21 protein-coding genes are annotated in these 25,839 nt (G+C 69.8%); 5 read left to right on the top strand and 16 right to left on the bottom strand.

Annotated features, from left to right (window positions below):
• Positions 1 to 33 precede the first annotated feature (33 nt).
• The 3 genes from dusA to Q8X39_RS08705 all read left to right on the top strand — a co-directional run bounded on the left by dusA (position 34) and on the right by Q8X39_RS08705 (position 4,363).
• Positions 34 to 1,020, top strand: a complete 987-nt coding sequence (gene dusA, locus Q8X39_RS08715) for a tRNA dihydrouridine(20/20a) synthase DusA (protein WP_407067992.1) — start codon at positions 34 to 36, stop codon at positions 1,018 to 1,020.
• 73 nt (positions 1,021 to 1,093) lie between these two features.
• Positions 1,094 to 2,377, top strand: a complete 1,284-nt coding sequence (locus tag Q8X39_RS08710) for a GGDEF domain-containing protein (protein WP_305749250.1) — start codon at positions 1,094 to 1,096, stop codon at positions 2,375 to 2,377.
• Positions 2,378 to 2,380: 3 nt separating this feature from the next.
• Positions 2,381 to 4,363, top strand: coding sequence for a diguanylate cyclase domain-containing protein (locus tag Q8X39_RS08705; RefSeq protein WP_305749249.1), 1,983 nt, complete (start codon positions 2,381 to 2,383; stop codon positions 4,361 to 4,363).
• A 9-nt stretch (positions 4,364 to 4,372) separates the two neighbouring features.
• On the opposite strand, the gene Q8X39_RS08700 is transcribed toward Q8X39_RS08705, so the two are convergent.
• The 14 genes from Q8X39_RS08700 to aptA form a co-directional block, all read right to left on the bottom strand.
• Positions 4,373 to 5,287: a DMT family transporter gene (locus Q8X39_RS08700; protein WP_305749248.1), complete on the bottom strand. Its 915-nt coding sequence runs from the start codon at positions 5,285 to 5,287 to the stop codon at positions 4,373 to 4,375.
• Entirely contained in the window at positions 5,274 to 6,626 is a 1,353-nt protein-coding gene (gene glnT / locus Q8X39_RS08695) for a type III glutamate--ammonia ligase (RefSeq protein ID WP_305749247.1), read from the bottom strand. The genes Q8X39_RS08700 and glnT overlap by 14 nt, the downstream gene beginning before the upstream one ends.
• Positions 6,627 to 6,643: 17 nt before the next feature.
• Positions 6,644 to 7,483: an ABC transporter permease subunit gene (locus Q8X39_RS08690; RefSeq protein WP_305749246.1), complete on the bottom strand. Its 840-nt coding sequence runs from the start codon at positions 7,481 to 7,483 to the stop codon at positions 6,644 to 6,646.
• Positions 7,480 to 8,430, bottom strand: coding sequence for an ABC transporter permease (locus Q8X39_RS08685; RefSeq protein WP_305749245.1), 951 nt, complete (start codon positions 8,428 to 8,430; stop codon positions 7,480 to 7,482). Before Q8X39_RS08685 ends, Q8X39_RS08690 begins: the two co-directional genes overlap by 4 nt.
• A 13-nt stretch (positions 8,431 to 8,443) precedes the next feature.
• Positions 8,444 to 9,547 (bottom strand): ABC transporter ATP-binding protein, encoded by a 1,104-nt coding sequence (locus Q8X39_RS08680; RefSeq protein WP_305749244.1) that lies wholly within the window; start codon positions 9,545 to 9,547, stop codon positions 8,444 to 8,446.
• Positions 9,548 to 9,612: 65 nt separating this feature from the next.
• Positions 9,613 to 10,740: a polyamine ABC transporter substrate-binding protein gene (locus Q8X39_RS08675; RefSeq protein ID WP_305749243.1), complete on the bottom strand. Its 1,128-nt coding sequence runs from the start codon at positions 10,738 to 10,740 to the stop codon at positions 9,613 to 9,615.
• Positions 10,741 to 10,887: 147 nt separating this feature from the next.
• On the bottom strand, positions 10,888 to 12,399 hold the full coding sequence (locus tag Q8X39_RS08670) for an aldehyde dehydrogenase (RefSeq protein WP_305749242.1): 1,512 nt from the start codon (positions 12,397 to 12,399) through the stop codon (positions 10,888 to 10,890).
• Between the two features lie 2 nt (positions 12,400 to 12,401).
• Positions 12,402 to 13,838 carry a DUF3138 family protein gene (locus tag Q8X39_RS08665; RefSeq protein ID WP_305749241.1) on the bottom strand — a complete coding sequence of 479 codons (1,437 nt, stop codon included), beginning with the start codon at positions 13,836 to 13,838 and terminating at the stop codon, positions 12,402 to 12,404.
• 15 nt (positions 13,839 to 13,853) lie between these two features.
• On the bottom strand, positions 13,854 to 14,984 hold the full coding sequence (locus tag Q8X39_RS08660) for a polyamine ABC transporter substrate-binding protein (RefSeq protein WP_305749240.1): 1,131 nt from the start codon (positions 14,982 to 14,984) through the stop codon (positions 13,854 to 13,856).
• A gap of 179 nt (positions 14,985 to 15,163) precedes the next feature.
• Positions 15,164 to 16,594, bottom strand: a complete 1,431-nt coding sequence (locus Q8X39_RS08655; RefSeq protein WP_305749239.1) for an aspartate aminotransferase family protein — start codon at positions 16,592 to 16,594, stop codon at positions 15,164 to 15,166.
• Positions 16,595 to 16,628: 34 nt separating this feature from the next.
• A complete protein-coding gene (locus Q8X39_RS08650; RefSeq protein WP_305749238.1) occupies positions 16,629 to 17,996 on the bottom strand; it encodes a glutamine synthetase family protein in 1,368 nt (455 codons plus the stop codon).
• A 91-nt stretch (positions 17,997 to 18,087) separates the two neighbouring features.
• Positions 18,088 to 18,900 (bottom strand): gamma-glutamyl-gamma-aminobutyrate hydrolase family protein, encoded by an 813-nt coding sequence (locus Q8X39_RS08645; protein WP_305749237.1) that lies wholly within the window; start codon positions 18,898 to 18,900, stop codon positions 18,088 to 18,090.
• Between the two features lie 178 nt (positions 18,901 to 19,078).
• The gene (locus tag Q8X39_RS08640; protein WP_305749236.1) at positions 19,079 to 20,395 is read right to left on the bottom strand and encodes an NAD(P)/FAD-dependent oxidoreductase; all 1,317 of its coding nucleotides are present in this window, start codon (positions 20,393 to 20,395) and stop codon (positions 19,079 to 19,081) included.
• A gap of 61 nt (positions 20,396 to 20,456) precedes the next feature.
• Positions 20,457 to 21,785: an omega-aminotransferase AptA gene (aptA, locus tag Q8X39_RS08635; protein ID WP_305749235.1), complete on the bottom strand. Its 1,329-nt coding sequence runs from the start codon at positions 21,783 to 21,785 to the stop codon at positions 20,457 to 20,459.
• A 182-nt stretch (positions 21,786 to 21,967) separates the two neighbouring features.
• Here aptA and Q8X39_RS08630 point away from each other — a divergent pair, with 182 nt between their 5' ends.
• Positions 21,968 to 22,426, top strand: coding sequence for an Lrp/AsnC family transcriptional regulator (locus tag Q8X39_RS08630; protein WP_407067984.1), 459 nt, complete (start codon positions 21,968 to 21,970; stop codon positions 22,424 to 22,426).
• Positions 22,427 to 22,438: 12 nt separating this feature from the next.
• Here the strand turns inward: Q8X39_RS08630 and Q8X39_RS08625 are convergent, their stop codons facing one another.
• Together Q8X39_RS08625 and speB are read right to left on the bottom strand one after the other, a co-directional pair.
• Positions 22,439 to 22,969 (bottom strand): hemerythrin domain-containing protein, encoded by a 531-nt coding sequence (locus Q8X39_RS08625; protein WP_305749233.1) that lies wholly within the window; start codon positions 22,967 to 22,969, stop codon positions 22,439 to 22,441.
• Positions 22,970 to 23,035: 66 nt separating this feature from the next.
• On the bottom strand, positions 23,036 to 24,034 hold the full coding sequence (gene speB / locus Q8X39_RS08620) for an agmatinase (protein WP_305749232.1): 999 nt from the start codon (positions 24,032 to 24,034) through the stop codon (positions 23,036 to 23,038).
• 336 nt (positions 24,035 to 24,370) lie between these two features.
• Here speB and aceA point away from each other — a divergent pair, with 336 nt between their 5' ends.
• Positions 24,371 to 25,687, top strand: coding sequence for an isocitrate lyase (aceA, locus tag Q8X39_RS08615; RefSeq protein ID WP_305749231.1), 1,317 nt, complete (start codon positions 24,371 to 24,373; stop codon positions 25,685 to 25,687).
• Positions 25,688 to 25,839 lie beyond the last annotated feature (152 nt).

Raw genomic sequence — 25,839 nt, 5'->3', positions numbered from 1 at the left:
GTCGCCAGCCCCTGGCGCCTCAGCGTCGCCCCGATGCTGGACTGGACCGACCGGCACTGCCGCCACTTCCACCGCCTGCTCACGCGTCAGACGCGGCTTTACACCGAGATGGTCACGACCGGCGCGCTGCTGCACGGCGACGTGCATCGGCACCTGGACTTCGACGGCGTCGAGCATCCGGTCGCGCTGCAGCTCGGCGGCAGCGAACCGGCCGACCTGGCGGCCTGCGCCAGGCTGGCGCAGCGCTGGGGCTATGACGAGGTCAACCTCAACTGCGGCTGCCCGAGCGAACGGGTCCAGCGCGGTGCCTTCGGGGCCTGCCTGATGGCCGAGCCGGCGCTGGTGGCCGACGGTGTCAAGGCGATGCGCGATGCGGTCGACATCCCGGTGACGGTCAAGCACCGCATCGGCATCGACCGCATCGAGCGCTACGACTTCGTGCGCGACTTCGTCGGCACCGTCGCCGAGGCCGGCTGCGAGGTCTTCATCGTGCATGCCCGCAACGCCTGGCTGCAGGGCCTGAGCCCGAAGGAGAACCGCGACATCCCACCGCTGCGGCATGAACTCGTGCACCAGCTCAAGCGCGACTTCCCGCAGCTCACCCTCGTCATCAACGGCGGCATCCGTAGCGACGACGAGATCGCCCATCACCTGCATCACGTCGACGGCGTGATGGTCGGCCGGCAGGCCTACCACGAGCCCTGGCAGATGGCTGGCTGGGACGCCCGCTTCTTCGGTGCGGCCACGCCGTTCGAGGACCGCCGCGCGGTCGAGGACGCGTGGATCGCCTACCTGCAGCGCGGCCACGAGGCCGGCCGGCCCTGGACCCAGGCGATGCGCCATGCGCTGGGCCTGTGGAACGGCGTGGCCGGAGCCCGCGCCTGGCGGCAGTTCTGGTCCGATGCCCGCCAGCGCGAGCAGGCGCCGGACCTGCTGCACGCGCGAGCCCCTCGTCCGGGCGTCGCCGGGGCGCCGCAGACGAATACACTTTCCCAAGCGGCGTCGGACGCGCGGGGCTGACCTGCGGGGCCCGGGCCCGGCGGCAGACGGTGGACCGGATCAACGGGTGGGAGCAGCGGTGTCTGGAGCGGGCATGAAGTGGCGCAGTGTGTGGGCTCGCAATGAGCGCATTGCGGTCCAGGCGCTCCTGGAGAACCTGCGTCGTCTGGCGTGGCTGACCGCCTTGCTGGTCCCGCTGAGCCTGCTGCACGTGGCCAGTTCATGGAACGACCATGCCGTCGCCGCACCGGCCACCGGCAGCGGCCTGATGCGGCATTTCGGCCTGGGCGTGCCCGGCCAGGTGGTCGCCGCAGCCGTGTCGGCCAATGCGGCCACCGAACTGGCGCTGGCCAGTGCGCGCTGGCGCGAGGCGGTCGTGCTGGTGCACCTGGCGATGGCCGCCAACCTCGTGCTGGTGGGCCTGCTGATCGGCTGGACCCGCCGCCAGCCCCGGCTGCGCCGGGGCTTCCAGGAGGTGCTGGAGATCTGGGGCCTGGGCAGCGCGCTGCTGTTCACCATCGTCATGGCCAGCATCGACCAGTGGATCGGCGCGAGCATCACGTCCTTCCTGATCGGCTGCGTGCTGGTCGGCGCGCTGTTCCTGCTGCGCCCGCCGCGTGCGGCCGTGATGTACGGGCTGGCCTTTGCGGTCTATGCCTGGGCGCTCGGCCTGACCCAGGGTGACAGCGGCCACCTGGCGGCCAACCGGATCGACGGCCTGATCGCCTGCGGGCTGGGCTTCATGGTCAGCCTGATGATCTGGCGCAAGCACGTGCTCAAGGAGACCCTGGTGGCCGAACTGCAGAGCTGCCGCCTGCAGTTGCAGGAGCAGGCCGCCGAGATGCAGTCGCAGGCCGTGCGCGACCCGCTCACCCAGGTCTGGAACCGGGCCGAGATGCTGCGGCTGATGCAGCGTGAGCTGATGCGTGCGCAGCGCCACGGCGGCGAGACCTGCCTGGTGCTGGTCGAGCTCGATGGGCAGCGCCACGTGACCGAGCGCTGGGGCGCGGCAACCGGCGAACGGCTGCTGCTGGCGGTCTCGCGGCTGCTGATCGAGGGCTTGCGCGCCACCGACGAGGTGGGCCGCATGGCCGGCGAGTCCTTTGCCATCCTGCTGCCGCAGACCACCCAGGAAGAGGCCCGCGTGCTGGCCGAGCGGCTGCAGCTGTCGATCCAGCGGCTGCGCCTGACGATGCCCGACGGCGTCGTGTCGACCGGCGCGAGCCTGGCGGTGTCGTCCCAGCCCGGTCGGGCGCTGGTGCCGGTCCCGCAGCAGTGCGACCGGCTTTTCAGCGCGGCCGAGCATGCGCTGGCGCCGATCCGTGCGCAGGGCCGTGGCGGCGTCGCGATGGCGCCGCCCAACGCGGTTCAGGGCTGAGCCATGGCCTGGAGTCGCGCGCGCCGCCGGATCGATGCGCCGTCGACCCTGCCTTCTACCCTGCCATCCGGCAGCCTCGGCGGGACCACCACCACCCGTTTCGGCGGCGCGCACCGGCGCAACTGGCCGGGTCGTCCGACGCGCCGCTCCGCCACCCCGCGCTGGCCCTACCTGCTGGCCGTCGCGCTGGTGGTCGTGCTGGTGCTGGGCCTGGCCGCGCTGGCGCTGGTGCTCGAACACGACCGCCAGCGCGAGCGGGCCGCGCTGGCGACCCAGAACATCGCCCGGCTGCTCGATGCCAACCTGCGCAGCCTGTTCGAGCAGGCCGATGCGAGCCTGACCGTGGTGGCGGCGCGCGAGTCCCGCCGCCCGGTCGGCGAGGCGGCCCTGTCGCTGCCGATGCAGCGCCAGGTCGAGCAGTCCAGTGGCCTGCGTGACCTGCGCATCGCCGATGCCGACGGCCGCTGGATCGCCGGCGGCGAGCGCGACGCGGCGCTGAACCAGGGCGGCGCGCTGGCCCGGCTGGCGCAGCTCAAGCCGGCGCGCATGCTGGTCGAGGGCCCGCGCCGCGATGCGCCGACCGGCGAGTGGGTGTTGACCGTCATGCGGCCGGTGGTCGACGCGAATGGCCGCTTCATGGGCGCGGTGGCGGCCGACCTGACGGTGCACCGGCTGGATCGGCTGTTCGAGGGCCTCGAACTCGGCGAGAGCGGTGCCGCCTCGCTGCGCACCCAGCGCATGGCGCTGGTCTACCGCAAGCCCTGGCCGGCCGACGAGGACAAGGTGCTGGGGGGCACCGAGGTCTCGCGCCAGCTGCGCGACGAGTTGGCCAAGCCTGCGGTGGAGGGCATCTACACGGCCAGCACCGCGATCGACGGCATCGAGCGCGTCAACGCCTGGCGTCGCGTGCAGGGCCTGCCGCTGGTGGTGCTGGTCGGGATGGCGGTGGACGACTTCACCGCCGACTGGCGCCGGCAGCTGACGATGGTCGGCCTGCTGGCCGGCGTCGCGGTGCTCACGGTCGGCGTGCTGGTGTGGATGCTCTACCGCGCCTCGCTGCGCCGCATCGGCGTGGCCGAGCAGCGCTTCGAGGCCATCGTGCGCTATTCGCGCGACGCCATCATCAGCAAGTCGCTCGACAGCCACGTCACCAGCTGGAACGCCGGTGCCGAGGCCGCGCTGGGCTGGCACGAGGACGAGATGCTGGGCGAGTCCATCGGCCGCGTGCTGCCGCCCGAACGCCAGCACGAGGAGGCCGAGATCATGGCCCGCGTGTTGCGCGGCGAGGTCATCGAACCCTTCGACACCGTGCGCCTGCACCGCGATGGCCGGCGCGTGGACATGTCGATCTCGGTGGCGCCGCTGTACGACGAGCAGGGCCGCGTGGTCGGCGCCTCCAGCATCGGCCGCGACGTGACGCGCCAGAAGGCGATGGAGGAGGAGATCCGCAGCCTGGCCTTCCTCGACGCGCTCACGCGCCTGCCCAATCGCCGCCTGCTGATGGACCGGCTCGGCCAGGCCCTGACCCGGGCGCGCCGCGAGCGCCGCCACGGGGCGCTGATCTTCATCGACCTGGACCGCTTCAAGGAACTCAACGACACGCTCGGCCATGAGGCGGGCGACCGCGTGCTGGTCGAGACCGCCCAGCGCCTGGCAGGCGCGGTGCGCAACAGCGACACCGTCGGCCGGCTCGGCGGCGACGAGTTCGTCGTGATCTGCCCCGACCTGGGCGCCGATCCGGAAACCGCCTTGCACGACGTGCAGCAGCTGGTGGTCAAGCTCGACCACGCACTGTCGCAGCCGCTGGCACTGGGCGAGCTGTCCGCCGGCATCCCCGCCAGCCTGGGCTGGCGCGTCTTCGGTCCGCAGGACCATGATGCCGACCAGGTCCTCAAGGACGCCGACCAGGCCATGTATGCCCAGAAGGCCGGCCACCGGCTGCGCGACAACGCGGTCAACGAGTCCTTGTTCGACCGGTCGATCTGAGCGGCGCGTTCAGCGCCGGGCCGGCCAGGTTGCCAGCAGCAGGCCGGTCAGCGCCAGCGCGTAGGCGGCGACCTGCGGGCTGCTGATGCGTTCGCCGAGCAGGCCGACGCCAACGGCGGCGGCGGCCAGCGGCAGCATCACGGTGAAGACGCCGGCACGGGCCGCGCTGACGCGCTTCAGGCCGGTCATCCAGAGCCAGACCGTGATCGTGCTGGCCGCCAGCGAATAGAAGCCCAGCAGGCCCCAGGTGGCCGCGCCGACCGAGCCGAAGTCGAAGCTGAGGGCCTGCCAGAGCGCCAGCGGACTGACCAGCAGCAGGCCCCACAGGTTGACGATCGCGCTGATGCGGCGCGCGCCGACATGGCCGGTCAGCTGCTTGCCGATGATCACGTAGCTGGCCTCGCAGAACACCGCGCCGATCAGCAGCAGGTGTCCCCAGGTCGGGTCACCCGCCGCGCTGGCCGACGATGCCGGTCCGGCCTTCATGAAGGCCACGACCGCGATGCCCCCCACCGCGCAGACGATGCCGGCCAGCACGCGGGCATCCAGCCGCTCGCGCAGCACGACGCGCGACAGCAGGGCGACCGCGGCCGGCAGCGCGGCCATGATCACGCCGGCCGCCAGCGCCGTGCTCATGGCCACGCCGTAGAGCATGCAGATCGAGAACAGGAAGTTGCCCAGCAGGCTTTCCAGGAACAGCAGCCGCCACTGCCGTGGGCCGAGCGGTGGCTCGTCGGCCGGCTTGCGCACCCAGCCGGCCATCGCCACCGCGGCGATCGCGAAGCGCAGGCCGGCCAGCAGGAAGATCGGAAAGACCGTGACCAGGCTCTTGGACAGACCGACGTAGCTGCCCACCAGCGCCATGCTGGCGGCCAGGCAGAGGTAGGACAGCCAGGGCGTGGCGTGGCGATCAGCGTGCGGCATAACGCGCCAGCTCCCAGGCGCTGACATGGCGGGCGTACTGCAGCCACTCATCGCGTTGCAGGGCCAGCAACTGCGTGTGCAGCGTGCTGCCCAGGGCCTCGGCCAGCACGGCGTCGACGGCCAGCGCATCGGCGGCCTCGGCCAGGCTCTGCGGCAGCACGGCGATGCCGCGCGCGTGGATCGTCGCGAGGTCGAGCGCGAACAGGTCGTCGTCGATCGCCGGGCCGGGTTCGAGCCGGCGCGCGATGCCGTCGAGCCCGGCGGCGATCAGGCCAGCCGCCGCGAGGTAGGGGTTGGCGCTTGCGTCCGGCAGGCGCCACTCGAAGCGGCCGGGCAGCGTGCGGACCAGCGCCGTGCGGTTGTTGGCGCCGTGCGCGACATAGGCCGGCGCCCAGCTGGTGCCCGACAGGCTCTCGCCGACCACCAGCCGCTTGTAGGAATTGACCGTCGGCGCGGCCATCGCGCACAGCGCCGCGCTGTGCGCCAGCACGCCGGCGATGAAGTGGCGCGCCAGCGGCAGCTCGCCAGCGCGTCCGGCCCGGTCGACGAGATGCCCGTGTTCATCGAGGTCGTCGAAGGCCGGCCGGTCGCCGTCCCACAGCGAGACGTGGAAGTGCAGGCCGCTGCCGGGCTGGTTGGCCCAGGGCTTGGGCATGAAGGAACAGACGCAGCCGTGCTGCTCGGCCAGGCGCTGCGCGGCCAGCTTGAACAGCATCAGGCGGTCACAGCTGGCCAGCACCTGGTCGTGGCGGAAGTTCAGCTCGTACTGGCCGTGCGCGTCCTCGTGGTCGATCTGCTGGACCTCGGCGCCGTCGGCCTCCAGCGCGGCGCGCAGGGCCTGCAGCAGCGCGGCCTGGCGCGGCAGGCTCTGCAGGTCGTAGCTGGGCTTGTCCAGGCGGTCCAGCGCATCGGCCGGCCGCCAGCTCCCATCGGCCTCGCGGCGCAGCAGGAAGAACTCGGGTTCGATGCCGAGCTGCAACTGCCAGCCTTCCGCGGCCAGGCGAGCCACCTGACGGCGCAGCACCTGGCGCGGGCAGGCGTCGAAGGGCTCGCCGGCCACATGGCCATCGCCGACGATGCGCGCCACGCCCAGCCACCAGGGCAGCGGCTGCAGCGTGGCCAGGTCACCGCGGGCCATGTACTCGGCGCGTGGACCGGTGCGCGGCAGGCCGGTGCCGGCGATCGACGGGCCGGCGAATCCCGCGCCGTGGGCGAGCACGCTGGCCAGCTGGTCCAGCGGCACCAGCTTGCCCTTGGCCACGCCGTGCACGTCGGTGAACTGCACCAGCAGCGTGTGCACGCCCAGGCGCTTCAGTTCGAGGACCCGGGCGTCGTGCATGGCGAGGCCTGGCCCGGTCAACTCTTCAGCGCGGCCTGCTGTTCCTTGTAGAGCCGCCGTTCGCGGGCCGCGATCATGTAGCTGGAGACGACCACGAAGACCGCGACGACCGCGATCACGACGGTGGCCAGCGCGTTGACCGTCGGGTCCAGGCCCAGCCGGGCGCGCGAGAAGATCACCAACGGCAGCGTGGTCGAGCCGGGGCCGGACAGGAAGGCCGACATCACCACGTCGTCCAGCGACAGCGTGAACGTCAGCAGCCAGGCGGCCAGCATGCTCTGGGCAATCATCGGCAGCGTGACCAGGAAGAAGACCTGCGCCGGGCGCGCGCCGAGGTCCTGCGCGGCTTCCTCGAACTGCGGGTTCAGGTCGCGCAGGCGGGCCGAGATCACCACCGTGGCGTAGGCCATGCCGACCAGCAGGTGGCCCAGCCAGATCGTCATCAGGCCGCGTTCGGGGAAGCCGAAGACGCGCTGCACCGACACCAGCATCAGCAGCAGCGACAGGCCGACGATGACCTCGGGCATCACCAGCGGCGCGTTGACCATGCCGGCGAACAGCGTGCGGCCGCGGAACTGGCCGAAGCGCACCAGCGAGAAGGCCGCCAGCGTGCCCAGCACGACCGAGCCGGTGGCCGATCCGGCGGCCACCTGCAGGCTCAGCCACAGCGCGGCGCGGATGTCCTCGTCGCCGACCAGCTTCTCGTACCAGCGCAGCGAGAAGCCACCCCAGACGTTGGGCACCGGCGACTCGGTGAAGCTGAAGACCACCAGCGAGACGATCGGCAGGTAGAGGAAGGTAAAGCCGGCGAACAGCCAGAGCCGGCTGACCCAGCGGGCGGTGGGCGTCGTGATCATCGCTTCTCAGCCTCGGTTTGGGCCCGGTTGAAGATCGCCAGCGGCACCAGGATCAGCATGATCATGATCACCGCGACGCTGGAGGCCATCGGCCAGTCGTTGTTGCTGAAGAACTCGTCCCACAGCACGCGGCCGATCATCAGCGTCTCCGGTCCGCCCAGCAGCTCGGGAATGACGTACTCGCCCACGCAGGGGATGAAGACCAGCATCGCGCCGGCGACGATGCCACCGCGCGACAGCGGCACCGTCACGCGCCAGAAGGTCTGCCAGGGCGTCGCGCCCAGGTCCTGGGCGGCTTCCAGCAGGCGGATGTCGAGCTTGGACAGCGTGCCGAACAGCGGCAGCACCATGAAGGGCAGGTAGGTGTAGACCATGCCGATCACCAGCGAGAAGGGGCTGTACATGAACTGCCCTTCGGCCGGGATCGCGCCGATGGCGAACAGCAGCTGGTCCACATGCAGGGCCTTGAGCGCCGTGCCGACCCAGCCGGTGTCGGCATCGAGCAGGGCCTTCCAGGCATAGACGCGCAGCAGGAAGCTGGTCCAGAAGGGCAGCATCACGCCCATCAGCAGCAAGGGTTGCAGCGATGCCGACGAGCGCGCCATGAAGTAGGCGAAGGGGTAGCCGATCAGCAGGCACACGGCGGTCGTCACGCCCGCATAGAGCAGCGACAGGCCGTAGGTCGACCAGTACAGGTCGTCGGTGAAGAGCAGCTGGTAGTTGCCCAGGCGGACCGTCAGCGTCAACTCGGTGTCGGTCCAGTGGAACAGGTCGCTGACCAGCGCGCCGTCCATCTGCGCCAGGCTGATTCGCAGCACGATCAGGAAGGGCAGCAGGAAGAAGACCAGCAGCCACAGGTAGGGAACGCCGAGCACGCTGCCACGTCCGCCGAGCGAACGCAGCAGGGCCAGCAGGCGCTGCGGCAGGGGAGGGCGGGCGGCGGGCATCAGGCGATCCCGCTCATTGGGTCAGCACGACCTGGGAGGTCGGCGACCAGTTGGCCCAGACCACGTCGCCCATCACCGGGTTGCCGCTGTGCAGGCGTTCCTCGTTCTCGACATTGACCTTCAGCGTCGCGCCGCTGGCGAGCTGCAGGTGGTAGAGGGTGTGACTGCCGAAGTAGGACACCGCATGCACGCTGCCGCGCACCTGGTTGAAGGACTGGTCCAGCGGCTCGCGGGTCAGGTGGATCTTCTCGGGACGCACGGCCACCGTCACGGGCATGCCGAGGTAGCCGGTGATGCCGTGGCCGATGTGGTGGACCACGTCCGGGCAGCCGATCTCGGCCCGGTCGGGCTCGTCCAGCGTGATGGTGCCGTCCATCAGGTTGACGTTGCCGATGAAGTCGGCAACGAAGCGGGTGGTCGGCGTCTCGTAGATGTCGGCCGGACCGCCGACCTGCAGGAAGCGGCCCTCGCTCATGACCGCCAGGCGCGAGGCCATGGTCATCGCCTCTTCCTGGTCGTGCGTGACCATCACGCAGGTCACGCCGACGCTGCGGATGATGTTGACCAGCTCGACCTGGGTCTGCTCGCGCAGCTTCTTGTCGAGCGCGCCCAGCGGCTCGTCGAGCAGCAGCAGCTGCGGCTTCTTGGCCAGGCTGCGCGCCAGCGCGACGCGCTGCTGCTGGCCGCCCGAGAGCTGGTGCGGCTTGCGCTTGCCGAACTTGCCGAGCTGGGTCAGCCGCAGCATCTCGTCGACGCGCTGCTCGATCTCGGCCTTGGGCAGGCCGTCGCGGCGCAGGCCGAAGGCGATGTTGTCCCACACCGTCAGGTGCGGGAACAGCGCATAGGACTGGAACATCATGTTGACCGGCCGCCGGTAGGGCGGCAGGCCGGCCAGGTCCTGGCCCTTGAGCACGATGCGACCGGAGGTCGGCGTCTCGAAGCCCGCGAGCATGCGCAGCAGCGTGCTCTTGCCGCAGCCCGACGAGCCGAGCAGGGCGAAGATCTCGCCGCGCGCGACGTCCAGGCTGACCTGGTCGACGGCACGGAACTCACCGAAATCCTTCACCACGGATTCGATCCGCAGGAAGGCGCTGTCGTCCCCCGGGGCAGTGCTCATGAGGCTCCCTCAAGTCGATGGGGGCCGGTCGCGCGAGGCGGCGCGCCGGCCCGTCCAGGCTCGGTTCAGCGACCGGCCTTGAAGTTGGTGAAGGTGCGGGTGATCAGCTTGCGCGTCGCGTTGTCCGGCGCGCCGGGCGGGATCATCGTGGCCATGGCCGCTTCGCTCGGGAACACCGCCGGATCGTTGGCGATCGCCGGCTCGACGAACTTCAGCGAGGCCTTGTTCGGGTTCGCGTAGAAGACCGAGTTCGTCAGCGACGCATGCACCTCGGCGCGCAGGATGTAGTCGATGAACTTGTGCGCGTTGTCCGGATGCTTGGCGTCCTTGGGGATGGCCATCGTGTCGAAGAACAGCAGGCCGCCGGTCTTGGGCAGCAGCACCTCCAGCTTCTGCGGCTTCTTGGCCTTGGCCGACTTGTCCTTGGCGATCAGGATGTCGCCCGACCAGCCCACCACGGCGCACAGCTTGCCGGTGGCCATCTGGTCGATGTAGTCGGAGCCCGAACCGGCAAAGCGCGTCACGTAGGGGCGCACGGCCTTGAGCATCTCGGCGGCGGCCTTGTAGTCGTCCGCGTTCTTGCTGTGCGGCTCCTTGCCGACGTACTTCAGCGCCAGCGGGAGGATCTCGGAGGCGGTGTCGAGGAAGGACACGCCGCAGCCCTTGAGCTTCTTGGCGTAGTCGGGATTGAAGACCAGGTCCCAGGCGTTCTCGGGCATCGGCATGTCGCCCAGCGCCTTCTTCACGCGCTCGGCGTTGATGCCCACGGTGGTGTAGCCCCACAGCCAGTCGACGATGTGCTCGTTGCCCGGGTCCATCTTGGCCAGCTGGGCCTGGATGGCGGGGTCGAGATTCTTGTAGTTCGTCAGCTTGCTCTTGTCGAGCTTCATCAGCAGGCCGGCCTCGATCTGCTGCTTGGCGAAGTGCGAACCGGGCACCACGATGTCATAGCCCGACTTGCCCGCGACCAGCTTGGCGTGCAGCGCCTCGTTGCTGTCGAAGTTGTCGTAGCGGACCTTGATGCCGGTTTCCTTCTCGAAGTTCTTGATCGTGTCTTCGGCGATGTAGTCGGCCCAGTTGTAGATGTTCAGGACCTTCTCTTCCTGCGCCTGGGCGCCGAAGGAAGCGGCGACCGCGAGGGTGGCCACGAGGGTCTTGAGCAACGACGTGGGGCGAGTGGTCTTCGTGTTCATCAGGGCTCCTGCACGGGTGAGGGGTAAAGGGTCAGGTCTTCCAGGCGCTGCGTCGTCGGCCGGTTCCACCCCACGGAGCGGTGTGACCGGCGCGCGTTGCGGCGCGGATTATGGTGCAAGGTTTTCACGTCTCCGACGGGGTGGCGCTCAGCGGTCGATGCGCAGCCAGGTGGTCTTCAGCTCGGTGTATTTCTCCAGCGCATGCAGCGACTTGTCACGGCCGTTGCCGCTCTGCCGGTAGCCGCCGAAGGGCACCGTGATGTCGTCCTCGTCGTACTGGTTGACGTGCACGGTGCCGGCTCGCAAGGCACGTGCCACGCGGTGCGCCCGGTTGATGTCGTGGCTCCAAACGCTGGCCTGCAGGCCGTAGTCGGTGCCGTTGGCCAGCGCGACCGCCTCGGCCTCGTCCTGGAAACGCAGCACCGACAGCACCGGGCCGAAGATCTCCTCGCGGGCGATCTTCATCTGTGGCGTGACGCCGTCGAACAGCGTCGGCTCGACGTAGGGGCCGCCGCTGCCGGTGCGGGCCTGCTCGCCGCCGACGATGCAGCGCGCGCCTTCGGCCCGGCCGGACTCGATGTAGCCCATCACGGTGCGCAGCTGGGCCTCGTCGACCAGCGCGCCCATCACGGTCGAGGCATCGAGCGGGTCGCCCGGACGGTACTTCGGCGCTTCCTCGCGCAGCACGGCGACGAAGTCGTCGGCGATGGACGCGTGCACCAGCACCCGCGAGGGCGCGTTGCAGGACTCGCCCTGGTTGAAGTACATCGCGCCGGCAACGGTGCGCGCGGCCAGCGCCGGGTCCTGGTGGTCGGGGAAGACGAGGAAGGCCGACTTGCCGCCCAGCTCGTTCCAGACCCGCTTGAGGTTGGAGCGCGAGGCGTAGTCCAGCATGCGCCGGCCGGTGCGGGTCGAGCCGGTGAAGCCGATCGCGTCGACGTCCATGTGCAGCGCCAGCGCCTCGCCGGCCTCGTGGCCATAGCCCGGCACGACGTTGAAGACGCCCGGCGGGATGCCGGCCTGCACCGCCAGCTCGGCCAGCTTCAGCGCGGTCAGCGGCGAGCGTTCGCTGGGCTTCATGACCACCGAGTTGCCGGTGGCCAGGGCCGGCCCGAGCTTCCAGGCGGCCATGATCATCGGGTAGTTCCAGGGCACGATGCAGCCGATCACGCCCATCGCCTCGCGGGTGATCAGGGCCAGCGCGTTCGAGCCGGTCGGCGCGATCTCGTCGTAGACCTTGTCGATCGCCTCGCCGTACCAGGCGATGGTGCGGGCGGTGGCGGCCACGTCCACGCCCAGCGCGTACTGGATCGGCTTGCCCATGTCGAGCGTCTCGAGCAGCGCCAGCTCGTCGCGTGCGGCGGTGATGAGCTCGGACCAGCGCAGCAGGATGCGCTTGCGCGCCGCCGGGGCCTTGCGCGACCAGCGGCCGTCCTCGAACGCGGACCGCGCGGAGCGGACCGCGCGGTCGACGTCCTCCGCCTCGCCACGCGCCACCGCCGCGAGCCGGCGACCGTCGACCGGCGAGTGCTTGTCGAAGGTCGCGCCCGAGGCGGCATCGACCCGCTGGCCGTCGATCCAGGCCCGCCCGTCGATCGTGAGCGCGCGGGCGCGGGCATGCCAGTCCGGCTTGGCGCTGTGGGGGGTGGCGCTGCTCATGCTCAGAAGCTCACGACCAGCGAGGTCGCGAAGAGCTGGTTGTTCTTCACCAGCGTGCCGGTCCGGACGTCCTCGAACACGGCCCGGCTGGCCGCGTCGTGGCGCAGCTCGGTCTTGAACACGACGGTCGGATCGATCGCGTAGTTCAGGCCGACCGTCAGCGCGTAGCGGTTGGCGCCGGTCTCGGTGTCGACGCCGTCGTTGCCGATGCCGTTGCGGCCGTCGTTGGTCGCGTAGCCCAGCAGGCCGCCGCCGTTCTTCTTGTTGTTGATGTAGTCGGCCCGGACGATGCCTTCGATGCGCTGCGTGAACTTGTAGGACGCCAGACCCGACAGGCCCCACCACTGCGCCGCGCGCAGGCTGCCGTCCGCTGCGGCCGTCACCGAGGCGGCGGCCTGGCGGCCGACCGAGAACTGGCCGTTGAAGTTCCAGTCGCCGCGGGTGAAGTAGGCGTCGATCTCGAACAGGTCGACGCGCGAGTCGGGCTGCGACACGACCACGCTGTTGGGCTCGGACAGGCCGGTCGTCGGGTTGAGCTGGAAGCCGTCGCTGGTGGTCACGTTCTCGCTGAAGTTCGCCGCCTTGCCATGCACGCCCGCGAAGCCGAAGCCGAAGTACTCGGTCGCCGCGTAGTCGGCGCGGTAGGCGATCACCGGCATCTTGTTGCCGGCCGAACGCTTGGAGGTGTTCATGTTGGCCAGCATGGCCTTGGTGATCCACTTGCCGCTGGTGACCTGGGTGCCCACGCCGGTGTAGGCGGTCGGCAGCGTCAGGTCGAACAGCAGGTTGTGCGTGATCAGCTTGTTCAGCGTCGGCTGGGTGTACTCATAGCCCGACCAGTCCGGCACATGGCCGGCGATCAGCAGCGTGGCCGGATCGCCCAGTGGCACCTGCACCGAGGCTTCCTGGACGATGCGGTTCGCGCCGTTCATGATCGACTCGGTGCCGCGGTTGGGGACCAGCGTCAGGTGGTACTTCGTGCCGCTGTCGGTCTCCTTGAGGAGGTCCAGCGCGACGCTGCCGAAGGTGGAGTTGTCGTAGGCGTAGCCGTCGTCGCCGACGCCGTTGAGGAACTGGAAGCCGGCCGTGTTCTGGCGGCGGCTGGCGACGAAGGCCGGGTCCATGTAGCCGGAGATCTTCAGGCCCTTGAAGCCCATCGCGTCGCGGCTGTCCTCCAGGGCCTCTGCCTTGGTGGTGACGCGATTGAGCTCCTGGGTCTGCTCGGGCGTCATGCCCCACTGGCCCGGTGCGGCGGCGGCGGGCTTGCCAGCCTGCAGCTGCTGTTCGAGCTGGTTGACGCGGTCCTTGAGCGCGCGCAGCTCGCGCAGCAGCTCGTCGTTGGACTGGGCGCTGGCGGGCAGCGACAGGGCCAGCAGCGCGGCCCCGGCCAGGGCGGTCAGCGCAGCGGGGGCGAGGGTGTGTCGTGCTTGTCGGGTCATCTCGGTCTCCCGTGGTCAGAGTCCGGTCTTGAAGCCGGTGTAGGTGCGGGTCATCAGGCGGCGCAGGTCGTTGTTCAGCGCACCGGGCGGCTTCATCTTCGCCATGTCGGCAGGGGCCAGGAAGACGGTCGGGTTGGTCGCGACCTCGGGCTTGACGAACCTGATCGATTCCTTGTTCGGGTTGGCGTAGAAGACCTTGTTGGTGATCGCCGCATGCACCTCGGGGCGCAGCACGTAGTTGATGAACTTGTGCGCGTTGCCGGGATGGGTCGCGTCGTTGGGAATGATCATCGAGTCAAAGAACAGCAGCCCGCCGGTCGACGGGATCAGGGCCTGCAGGTTCTGGCCGGTCTTGCCGTCGATGGCGCGCTGGCGCGCGATGTTGATGTCGCCCGACCAGCCCAGCGCGACGCAGATGCCGCCGGCGGCCATGTCGTTGATGTAGCCCGACGAGCTGAACAGCGTCACGTAGGGGCGCACGCTCTTGAGCAGCGTGGCAGCCTGCGCGTAGTCGCCCGGCGTCTTGCTGAAGGACGGCTTGCCCAGGTAGTGCAGGGCCGCCGGCACGACCTCGGTGGCCGAGTCGAGGAAGGACACGCCGCAGCTCTTGAGCTTGCTGATGTACTCGGGCTTGAAGACCAGGTCCCAGGCGTTCTCGGGCATGGGCAGGCCACCCAGCGCGGCCTTGACCTTGTCGACGTTGATGCCGACGGTGGTGTAGCCCCAGAGCCAGTTGACCATGTGCTCGTTGCCCGGGTCCATGGTCGCGAGCTGGGCCTGCACCGCCGGGTCGAGGTTCTTCAGGTTGGGGAGCTGCGCCTTGTCGAGCTTGCGGATCAGGCCTGCGTCGATCTGCAGCTTGGCCCAGTTCGAGGACGGCACGACGATGTCGTAGCCCGTCTTGCCGGCCACCAGCTTGGCGTGAAGGATCTCGTTGTTGTCGAAGTTGTCGTAGCGCACACGGATGCCGGTCTCCTTCTCGAAGTTCCGGATCGTGTCCTCGGCGATGTAGTCCGACCAGTTGTAGATGTTGAGGACCTTCTCCTCTTCCTGGGCCTGGACGATGGCCGGGCCGAGGGTGCAGGCCGTCAGCGCGGCGAGCGCCCAGCGGCGGGTCCGTGTAGGGACGTGGCGTGGCAAGTTCATGGGAGCGGCTCCTGGTTCTTGTGGATCGACGACAGGCAACGATGGGTGCCGCTGCGGCCCTGGCCGGCTGCGGCACGTCACACGGGATGCAAGTTCGGCACCAGCCGGGTGAGGCGCGGGGCGCGCACCCGGGACACGTTCAGCTCAAGGGGGTATCAGGTCAACAGGTCACCAGGACATCAGGACATCAGGCCGCGACCCCGCAGGTCGGCCAGGGTCAGGTCCAGGCAACGGTGGATCAGGCCCATCAGTTCGTCGACCTGGGCCCGCGTGATCACCAGCGGCGGCGCGATGATCATGCGGTCGCCGACCGCGCGCATCACCAGCCCGTTCGCAAAGCAGTGGCCGCGGCAGAGCATGCCGACCTCGAGCGCCGGATCGAACAGCTCGGGGCCGCCGGCCGCGCTGGTCCTGGCGCGCGCCAGCAGCATCGCGCCCATCAGGCCGCAGGTCTGGGTGTCGCCGATCAGCGGGTGCTCGCGCAGGGCCTCGAACTTCGAGGCCAGGTAGGGCCCGACGTCGTCGCGCACATGCTCGACCAGGCGCAGTTCCCGGATCAGCCGGATGTTGGCCAGCGCCACCGCGCAGGCCACCGGATGGCCCGAGTAGGTGTAGCCGTGCTCGAACTCGCCGCCTTGCTCGATCAGGGCCTTGGCCACGCGCGAGCCGACCAGCACGCCGCCGAGCGGCACATAGCCGCTGGTGACGCCCTTGGCGAAGGTGATCAGGTCCGGCCGGCTGCCGACCGTCTCGCAGCCGAACCAGTTGCCGGTGCGGCCGAAGCCGCAGATGACCTCGTCGCTGACCAGCAGGATGCCGTAGCGGTCGCAGATGCGCTGGATCTCGGGCCAGTAGGTCTCGGGCGGCACGATCACGCCACCGGCGCCCTGGATGGGCTCGCCGATGAAGGCGGCGACGCGATCCGGTCCGACCGCCAGGATCTTCTGTTCCAGCCAGCTCGCCGCGAGCTTGCCGAACTCGGCCCGGTCCATGCCCCGGCCATGCTCGATCCAGTAGGGCTGGTCGATGTGCGTGATGCCGGGGATCGGCAGGCCGCCCTGCGCGTGCATGTACTTCATGCCGCCCAGCGAGGCGCCGGCCATGGTCGAGCCGTGATAGGCGTTCCAGCGGCTGATGATGACGTCGCGGCCGGGCTGGCCCTGCAGCTCCCAGTAGCGCCGCACCATGCGCACGACGGTGTCGTTGCCCTCCGAGCCGGAGCCCGAGAAGAAGACATGCTGGAAGCCCGGCGGCGCCACCTCGGCCAGCAGCTCGGCCAGCTCGACCGCCGGCGGCGTGGTGGTCTGGAAGAAGGCGTTGTAGAAGGGCAGTTCCTTCATCTGCCGGGCCGCCGCGTCGACCAGGGCCTGCTGGCCGTAGCCGACGTTGACGCACCACAGGCCGCTCATGGCGTCGAACAGCTTGTGGCCCTCGCTGTCCCACAGGTAGAGGTTGTCGGCCTTCGTGATGACGCGCGAGCCCTTGCGGGCCAGCGCCTGGAAGTCGGTGAAGGGATGCAGGAAGTGCGCCGCGTCGGCGGCCTGCCATTCGGCGGTGCTGCGCCGGATGGCTGCCGCCGCGCTCGTGTCGTTCGTGTTGCTCGTGTTCATCGGGGTTCTCCGGGTTCGTGCGATGCGGTCAGGCTCAGACGTGGAGCAGCAGGTGCTCGCGCTCCCACGGCGAGATGACCTTCATGAACTCGGCGAACTCGATCTCCTTGACCTCGGTGTAGACGGTGACGAACTCGGCGCCCAGCACGTCGGCCAGGTCCTTCTCGTGGCGCAGCAGTTCCAGCGCCTCGCCCAGGCTGCGCGGCAGCTGGAAGTCGCCCAGGTAGGCGTCGCCCTTGCATTCGGGCGTCGGCTCGATGCGGTTCTTGATGCCCAGGTAGCCGCAGGCCAGCGTGGCGGCCAGCGCGACGTAGGGGTTGGCATCCGCGCCGATGACGCGGTTCTCGATCCGCCGTGCCGCCGGGCCGGCCACCGGCGAGCGGATGCCCACGGTGCGGTTGTCGGTGCCCCACTGGATGTTGATCGGCGCGGCCGTGAAGCGCGACAGCCGGCGGTAGCTGTTGACGTAGGGCGCGAACAGCGCCATCGCCGACGGGATGTACTTCTGCAGGCCGCCGATGTACCAGTAGAACTCGCGGCTCGGGCTGCCGTCCTCGTTGCTGAAGAGGTTGCGGCCGGTGGCGCGGTCGACGATGGACTGGTGCACGTGCATCGCGCTGCCCGGCTCGCCGGCGATCGGCTTGGCCATGAAGGTCGCGAACATGTCGTGCCGCATCGCGGCCTCGCGCACGGTGCGCTTGAAGAAGAACACCTCGTCCGCAAGCCCGAGTGGGTGGTCGTGGAAGAAGTTGATCTCCATCTGGCCGGCGCCGACCTCGTGGATCAGCGTGTCGACATTGAGCTCCATCTGCTCGCAGTAGGAGTAGACGTCCTCGAACAGCGGATCGAACTCGTTGACCGCGTCGATCGAGTAGGCCTGGCGCGAGGTCTCGGCCCGGCCGCTGCGGCCCTTGGGCGGCTTGAGCGGGATGTCCGGATCGGTGTTGCGCGCGACCAGGTAGAACTCCAGCTCCGGCGCGACCACCGGGTTCCAGCCCTCGGCATCGAACAGCTCGCAGACCCGCCGCAGCACCGAGCGTGGCGCGAAGGGCACGATGCGGCCTTCCTTGTCGTAGCAGTCGTGGATGACCTGCGCGGTCGGGTCGGTCGCCCACGGCACGATGCGCACGGTGCGCGGATCGGGCCGCAGGTGCATGTCGCGGTCGGTGGGGTTGATGACGTCGTAGTACGGCCCCTCCTCGGGGAACTCGCCGGTGACGCCCATCGCGACGACCGCCTCGGGCAGCCGCATGCCGCGGTCCTCGGTGAATTTCTCGCGCGGCAGGATCTTGCCGCGCGCCACGCCGGTGAGGTCCGGCACCAGGCATTCGATCTCGGTGACGCGACGCTCGTTGAGCCAGTTCTCGAGTTCGCTGAAGGTGAAGTTGTCTCTCGTGACCATGAAGTTTCCCGTTGCGCGTCGCATTTGCTGCACGGCCCGCGAAGGCCGATGCGCCGAGGCTGCGACGCCGACACCCGTCCAGGCGGACAGGTCAACGGTTCGGTGGGCGATGCAGGTCGCGGTAGTCCTGGCAGGCTGCACCGAAGGCCTGCAGCAAGGGGATCGAGACGGGGTTGTCGGCGGCCTGCCATTCGGGGTGCCACTGCACGCCGAGCAGGAAGCCCGTGCCCGCGCCCGCGTCGCGGGTGAAGGCTTCGACCAGGCCGTCCGGTGCGCGGGCCTCGACGCGCAGGCCATCGGCCAGGCGCTTGACGCCCTGACCGTGCACGCTGTTGACGGTGATGTCGCCCCCCACGGCGACATCGGCGAGCAGGCGTTCGAGCAGCCCGCCTGCGGTCACGCGCACGCGGTGCGACGGGCCGTACTGCACGTCGACCGGCGCGTCCGGCGGCGCGCGGTGGTCATGCTGCCCGGGAACCTCCTGCACGGCCTGGTGCAGGCTGCCACCCAGGGCCACGTTGACCTCCTGGAAGCCACGGCAGATGGCGAACAACGGCATGCCGCGCGCCAGCACCTTGGGGATCAGCGGCAGGGTCCAGTCGTCGCGCAGCGGGTCCAGGGGCAGGCGGGTGTCGTGCACCGCCTCGCCGAAGTGGCTGGGGTGGACGTTGGACGGCGAGCCGGTCAGCAGCACGCCGTCGGCCAGGTCGAGCAGCGCATCGAGCTGGTCCGGCGTGGCGCTGGGCACGACCAGCGGCAGGGCGCCGGCCAGCCTGACCGCATCGACGTACTTCTGCCCGGCGACATGGAAGGGATGCGCACCGATCATGCGGTTGCAGGCCGGGACCAGCACGATGGGCTGGCGGGATGCAGGTTGCGCGCGAGGCGCTGGAATGGGGCTCATTGGGCTTGCTGCGACCGGCTTGTTGAGCCGATGGCAATGGGCTTGCTGACGATGGATCGGACGGCTCGTGCAGACCGTTGCATCGAGTGTGCCAGAGGCCTTGCGGGCCAGCCTGCGGGCTTGTCCCGAGGCGCCTTGCGGCGATCGATGGGTGCGATCGGCGCGCGCGTCGTGCCGATCACAGCAGGTCCATCAGCCGGTACCACGCCATCGCCAGCACCAGCGAGGGCATGCGCAGCAGCGCGCCGCCCGGGAAGGGTCGGTGCTTCAGGCGCGCGAACAGGTCGAAGCGCGAGGCGTCGCCGCTGATCGCCTGCGCCACCATCTGGCCGGCCAGGCCGGTCAGCGCGAGGCCGTGGCCCGAGAAGCCTTGCAGGTAGTAGACGTTGGCGCCGGCCTGGCCGGCCACCGGCGCGAGCCGGCCGAAGTCGGGCGCGCGGTTCATCGTGATGTCGACGAAGCCGCCCCATGCATGGGCGATGCGCACCGGTGCGAGCGCCGGAAAGGTGCGCACCATGCGCGCATGCATGGCCTCGGCCAGCCGCGGCGGCGTGACCATGCTGTAGCTGACCCGGCCGCCGTAGAGGATGCGGCGGTCGGCGGTCGGCCGGAAGTAGTCAAGCACGAAGTTGCTGTCGCAGACCGCCGTGCCGCGCGGCAGCAGCGCGTCGAGCTGCGCCTGCGGCAGCGGCGCGGTGCAGACGATGTAGGTGCCCACCGGCATGATCCGCGGCTCCAGTTCGGGCGCCAGGCCCTGCTGGTAGACGTTGCCGGCCAGCAGCACCTGGTCGGCGACGACGCGGCCGTGCGCGCTGTGCAGCGTCGCCGGGCTGCCGCGTTCGAGTCGCGTCACCGGCGTGTGCTCGAAGATGCGCACGCCCGCCAGTGCGGCGGCACGGGCGATGCCCAGCGCGTACTTCAGGGGATGCAGATGGCCGGATGCCGGATCGTGCAGGCCACTGTGGAAGCGCGGGCTGCGGATGAAGTCGCCGAGCCGGTCCGGGCCCAGCCAGTCGAAGCGATGTCCGTAGGCATCGGCCATGCGCTCGGCCCAGGCCTTCAGCGCGTCGGCCTTGCGCGCGCTGGTGGCCACGCCCAGGTAGCCGTCGCGCCAGTCGCAATCGATGGCGTGGCGGCGGCTCGTCTCGCGGATGCGCGCGACCGCTTCGAGCGACAGCGCCCAGACCTGGCGGGCCGCGTCGAGGCCCAGCTGGCGCTCGATCACGCCCTGGTCGCAGGCCAGCCCGTGGATGGCCTGGCCGCCGTTGCGGCCCGAGGCGCCCCAGCCGACCTGGCGGGCTTCCAGCAACGCGACCTGGTGGCCGCGTTCGGCCAGTTCGAGTGCGGCCGACAGGCCGGCCAGCCCGCCGCCGACCACCGCCACGTCGCAGCGCAGTTCGCCGTCCAGCGCCGGCCAATGGTGGTCGCGCACGGCGGTGGCCGCGTAGTACGAGTCGCGGGCGAGGTGGCGGTCGATGCTGAGGAGTCGGCCCATGCGGATCCTGTTTGCAGGCTCCGTTTGCAAGCCCCGTGCGCGCCGTCTCGCGGCCCCGGCCTCAGGCCACCCGACGCAGCGCCGCGCCGAGCGTCTCGACGATCTGGCCGATGTGCGCCGGCTCGATGATCAGCGGCGGCGACAGCGCGATCGTGTCGCCGGTGGTGCGGATCAGCAGGCCGCGTTCGTAGCAGTCCAGGAAGACCTCGAAGGCGCGCTTGCCGGGCTCGCCCGGACGCGGCGCCAGCTCGATGCCGCCGACCAGGCCGATGTTGCGGATGTCGATCACGTGGGGCGCCTCGCGCAGCGTGTGCAGCGCGTCGGCGAAGGTCTCCTGCAGCGTGGCGGCGCGCGACAGCAGGCCTTCCTCGGCATAGGTGTCCAGGGTTGCCAGGCCGGCCGCGCAGGCCAGCGGGTGGGCCGAATAGGTGTAGCCGTGGAACAGCTCGATCAGGTGTTCCGGGCCACCCATGAAGGTGTCGTGGATCTTCTGGCTGGCGAGCACCGCGCCCATCGGCACGCAGCCGTTGGTGATGCCCTTGGCCAGCGTCATCAGGTCCGGCGTGACGCCGAAGGTCTGGGCCGCGAAGGGCGAGCCGGTGCGGCCGAAGCCGGTGATGACCTCGTCGAAGATCAGCAGGATGCCGTGCTTGTCGCACAGCTCGCGCAGGCGCTGAAGGTAGCCGATCGGCGGGATCAGCACGCCGGTGGAGCCGGCGACCGGCTCGACGATCACCGCCGCGATGGTCGACGCGTCATGCAGCGCGACCAGGCGCTCGATGTCGTCGGCCAGCTCGACGCCGTGCGGCGGCTGGCCGCGGCTGTAGGCGTTGCGGGCCGGGTCGTGGGTGTGGCGGATGTGGTCGACGCCGGACAGCAGGCTGCCGAACATCTTGCGGTTGGCGACCATGCCGCCGACCGAGATGCCGCCGAAGTTGACGCCGTGGTAGCCGCGCTCGCGGCCGATCAGCCGGGTCCGCGAGGCTTCGCCGCGCGAGCGGTGGTAGGCCAGCGCGATCTTCAGCGCGGTCTCGACCGCCTCGGAGCCGGAGTTGGTGAAGAAGACCCGGTTCAGCCCGGCCGGGGCCAGCGCCGCGACCCGCTCGGCCAGCTCGAAGGCCTTCGGGTGGCCCATCTGGAAGGGCGGCGCGTAGTCCATCTCGGCGGCCTGTTCCTGGATCGCCCGGACGATGCGCGGCCGGCCGTGGCCGGCGTTGACGCACCACAGGCCGGCCACGCCGTCGAGGATCTGACGGCCGTCCGCCGTCCAGTAGTGCATGCCTTCGGCGCGCGCCAGCAGCCGGGGGTTCTTCTTGAACTGCCGGTTGGCGGTGAAGGGCATCCAGTAGGCGTCCATCGCCGGGACGTCGGTGTGCGGGTGCTGGGTCATCGGTGGCTCCGTGCGCCGGCCCGGTCCACCCCTTGCGGACCGGCCTGGTGCGGCTTGGGCCAGTCTAGGCAAGAGCCGCCGCAAGCGGGTTGCGTTGTGCGACCGGGGTGTCCCGCGCCGAGCGCACGAACGTGCGTTCGAGGCTGCGTTGACGCAATAAGATGCCGCTGATGAGCTCCAGCGTGCAACTCGACCCCACCGATCGCGCCATTCTTCGTCAATTGCAGCGCGACGCCCGGCTGACCAATGTGGAGCTGGCCGAGCGGGTCCACCTGTCGCCGTCGGCCTGCCTGCGGCGGGTCCGGCGGCTGGAGGACAGCGGCGTGATCGCGCAGGTGGTGGCGCTGCTCGACCCGCGCGCGGTGGGCCAGTCGGGCACCTCGTTCACGATCGTCAACGTCGAGCGCACCTCGATGGAGACGCTCAAGCGCTTCGAGGAGGCGGTGCGGCAGGAGCCGGCCATCCTCGACTGCTACTACGTCGCCGGCAGCAACGACTACCTGATCCGCTACACCTACCAGGACGCGGCGGACCTCGAGCGCATCCACGCCGAGGTGCTGGCGCAGCTGCCTGGCGTGGTGCGGTCCAACTCGATGCTGGTGCTGCGCACGGTCAAGAAGACGACCGCTCTGGAGGTCTGAGGTCGGACCGCCTCAGCCGGCCTGCAGGCGTGCCGCCGCGGCGGCGGCCAGCTCGGCCTCGCGCCGGCGTGCCTCGGGGTAGGCCAGCGTCTCCTCGACCCGGATGTGGTCGTGGTAGAGCGCGTTGAACAGCGTGACCGCCTCGCGCAGCAGGTCCATGTCGGCGCCGACCATGCCCTCGGCGATGGCCGACACGTTCGGCGCCAGCTCCAGCCAGTTCTGCTCCAGCCAGCCGTGGTCCTGCACCAAGCGCTCGATCTGGCTGCGCAGGCGCTCGTCGGCACTGTTGAGCAGGCCGGGGAAGACGTGCAGTTCCTCCAGCGCGTGGTGCTGGCGGGCGTGCTCGCTGAAGAAGGTGTGGACCTCGTGCGCCAGCGCGCGGATCTCGGGTTCGGGCAGGCCCAGCGCCGGGTCGACCAGGCGGTCCAGCCGGGCCAGCATCACGACCATCTGGCGGTGCTCGTCGTCGAGCACCTCCAGCGGGCTCAGCGGCACGGCATCGACCACGCGGCCTCGGATCGTCTGCAGGGTCGGGCGGGTCATGGCGGCATCCTCGGTGCGTTGATGCAGCCATTGTTCGGGCCCGGCCGCGGGCCGGCTTGCGCCGCATCAACCCGGCGTGGATCCCGCAGCGCCCGGCACCACCGTGTCGTGGTGCATGCGCCCGCACAGGTAGGTCCAGACGAAGGTCGCGGCGGCCAGGCTGGTCAGCTCGGCATGGTCGTAGGCAGGGGCGACCTCGACGCAGTCCATGCCGACCCAGTTCTGGTCGGCCAGGGCCTCCAGCAGCGTCAGCACCTGGTTGCTGGTCAGGCCGCCGGGCTCGGGCGTGCCGGTGCCGGGCGCGAAGGCGGGGTCCAGGCAGTCGATGTCCAGGCTCAGGTAGAGCGGCGGCAGGCCGCGCTCATGCCAGCGCTGGCGGATGGCGGCCAGCACCGGCGACAGGCCGGCGCCGTCCAGGCCGCGCAGCTCGCGGGCGGTGAAGATCTCGCCACCGCAGCTGCGCACGTAGTCGCGGGCCTCGCGCGAGCCCGCCGAGCGGATGCCGACCTGCACCGTCGCGGCCGGGTCGACCAGGCCCTCGCGGATCGCCTCGTAGACCCAGGTGCCGTGGCCGCTGGGCTCGCCGAAGTGGTCGGTCCAGGTGTCGCAGTGGGCGTCGAAATGCAGCAGGCCGAGCGGGCGGCCCAGCCAGGCCCGGTAGGCCCGCAGCAGCGACAGCGTGACCGAGTGGTCGCCGCCCAGCCAGGCCATGTGGCGCTGGCGGATCAGCAGCGCGGCCTGCAGCTCCAGCGCGTCGCGCATGGCCTGCAGCGAGGTGTTGGGCAGCGCCAGGTCGCCGTGGTCGACGAGGGCCGGCCGGCTGCGGCCCGGCTCGCCCAGCGGGCTGTTGTCGAACAGCGGATGGATGCCGTCGCACAGCATGTGGCTGGCCTGCCGGATCGCGCGCGGCCCGAAGCGCGCGCCGGGGCGGTTCGTGACCGCGCCGTCCCAGGTGATGCCGGCGACGCCGTAGGGCGACCCGGGGGCGCTGTCGGCCGCCCCGGCAGGAGCGGCGCCGGGCGCCTTCAGGAAGGTGTCGTTGCTGAGGTAGGCGAAGGCGGTCATGGCGGACGGGCAAGGTCAGAAGGCGGGGACGGCGGCGGGCCGGAACGAGGCGGCGGCAGGATCGCACAGCGCTCGGGCCGGCGTCCTGGGGCCGGATTTCACCGTGATGAATTGCTGTTCCGCATCGTGAAAAACGGCCATGCTGCGCCGCCGCAAAATCTTCCGCTCTGAGAAAACCCGTTCCGCATCATAAAAAATCTTTGCTAAGCTGTTGATTTCATTGAATTGCGTTTTATATCTTATATAAGACATAAGTGTTGCCGGATCGGGGACGACGTCGCTAAGCTGAGAGCCATCGAGTCACCCCTTTTCCTGTCACCTGAACCGGAGCATCCGATGAGCCAACCGACCCGCCAGCAACAGATTGACGCGCTGATCACCGACTGGGAGCAGAACCCCCGTTGGAAGACCGTCAAGCGCGGCTACAGCGCCGCCGACGTGGTGCGCCTGCGTGGCAGCCTCCAGCCCGAGTACACGCTGGCCAAGCGTGGCGCCGAGAAGCTGTGGGACCTCGTCAACGGTGGCGCCAAGAAGGGCTACGTGAATGCCTTCGGCGCGATCACCGCTGGCCAGGCGATGCAGCAGGCCAAGGCCGGCCTGGAAGCGGTCTACCTGTCGGGCTGGCAGGTCGCCGCCGACGGCAACACCTCCGAGACCATGTACCCCGATCAGTCGCTGTACGCGTACGACTCGGTGCCGACGATGGTCCGCCGCATCAACAACACCTTCAAGCGTGCCGACGAGATCCAGTGGTCGCGTGGCATCGAGCCGGGCAGCGAGGCGTTCATCGACTACTTCCTGCCGATCGTGGCGGACGCGGAAGCCGGCTTCGGCGGCGTGCTCAACGCCTTCGAGCTGATGAAGAACATGATTGCCTCCGGCGCCGCCGGCGTGCACTTCGAGGACCAGCTCGCCGCGGTCAAGAAGTGCGGTCACATGGGTGGCAAGGTGCTCGTGCCGACGCAGGAAGCGGTCGAGAAGCTGATCGCCGCGCGCTTTGCCGCCGACGTCATGGGCGTGCCCACCATCGTGCTGGCCCGCACCGACGCGGAAGCCGCCAACCTGATCACCAGCAACCACGACGCCAACGACCAGCCCTTCCTGACCGGTGAGCGCACCCAGGAAGGCTTCTACCGCGTCAAGAACGGCCTGGAGCAGGCCATCAGCCGCGGCGTCGCCTACGCGCCCTACGCCGACCTGGTCTGGTGCGAGACCGGCGTGCCCGACATCGGCTTCGCCCGCGAGTTCGCGCAGGCCGTGCATGCCGCCTGCCCGGGCAAGCTGCTGAGCTACAACTGCTCGCCGTCCTTCAACTGGAAGAAGAACCTGGACGACAAGCAGATCGCCGCCTTCCAGGAAGACCTCTCGGCGCTGGGCTACAAGTACCAGTTCATCACCCTCGCGGGCATCCACATCAACTGGTACAACACCTTCCAGTTCGCCCACGCCTATGCCCGCGGCGAAGGCATGAAGCACTACGTCGAGCAGGTCCAGGAACAGGAATTCGCCGCCCGCGAGAAGGGCTACACCTTCGTGTCGCACCAGCAGGAAGTCGGCGCGGGCTATTTCGACGACGTCACCACGGTGATCCAGGGCGGCTCGTCCAGCGTCAAGGCGCTGACCGGCTCGACCGAGGAAGAGCAGTTCCACTGATCGCGTGACCGAAGGCCGCCCTCGCGGGCGGCCGGTCGCCGCAGGCCCAGGGTGAACCCCTGGGCTTTCTGCTTAGAATCTCAACTTTTCGGACACGACAAGGAACGGGGAAAGGCACCATGGTTATGACACCGCGAACGTCGAACGCCGCC

Source organism: Leptothrix discophora (assembly GCF_030705305.1).
GTDB lineage: Bacteria > Pseudomonadota > Gammaproteobacteria > Burkholderiales > Burkholderiaceae_C > Sphaerotilus > Sphaerotilus discophorus.
This window is presented reverse-complemented; position numbering and strand designations above follow the sequence as displayed.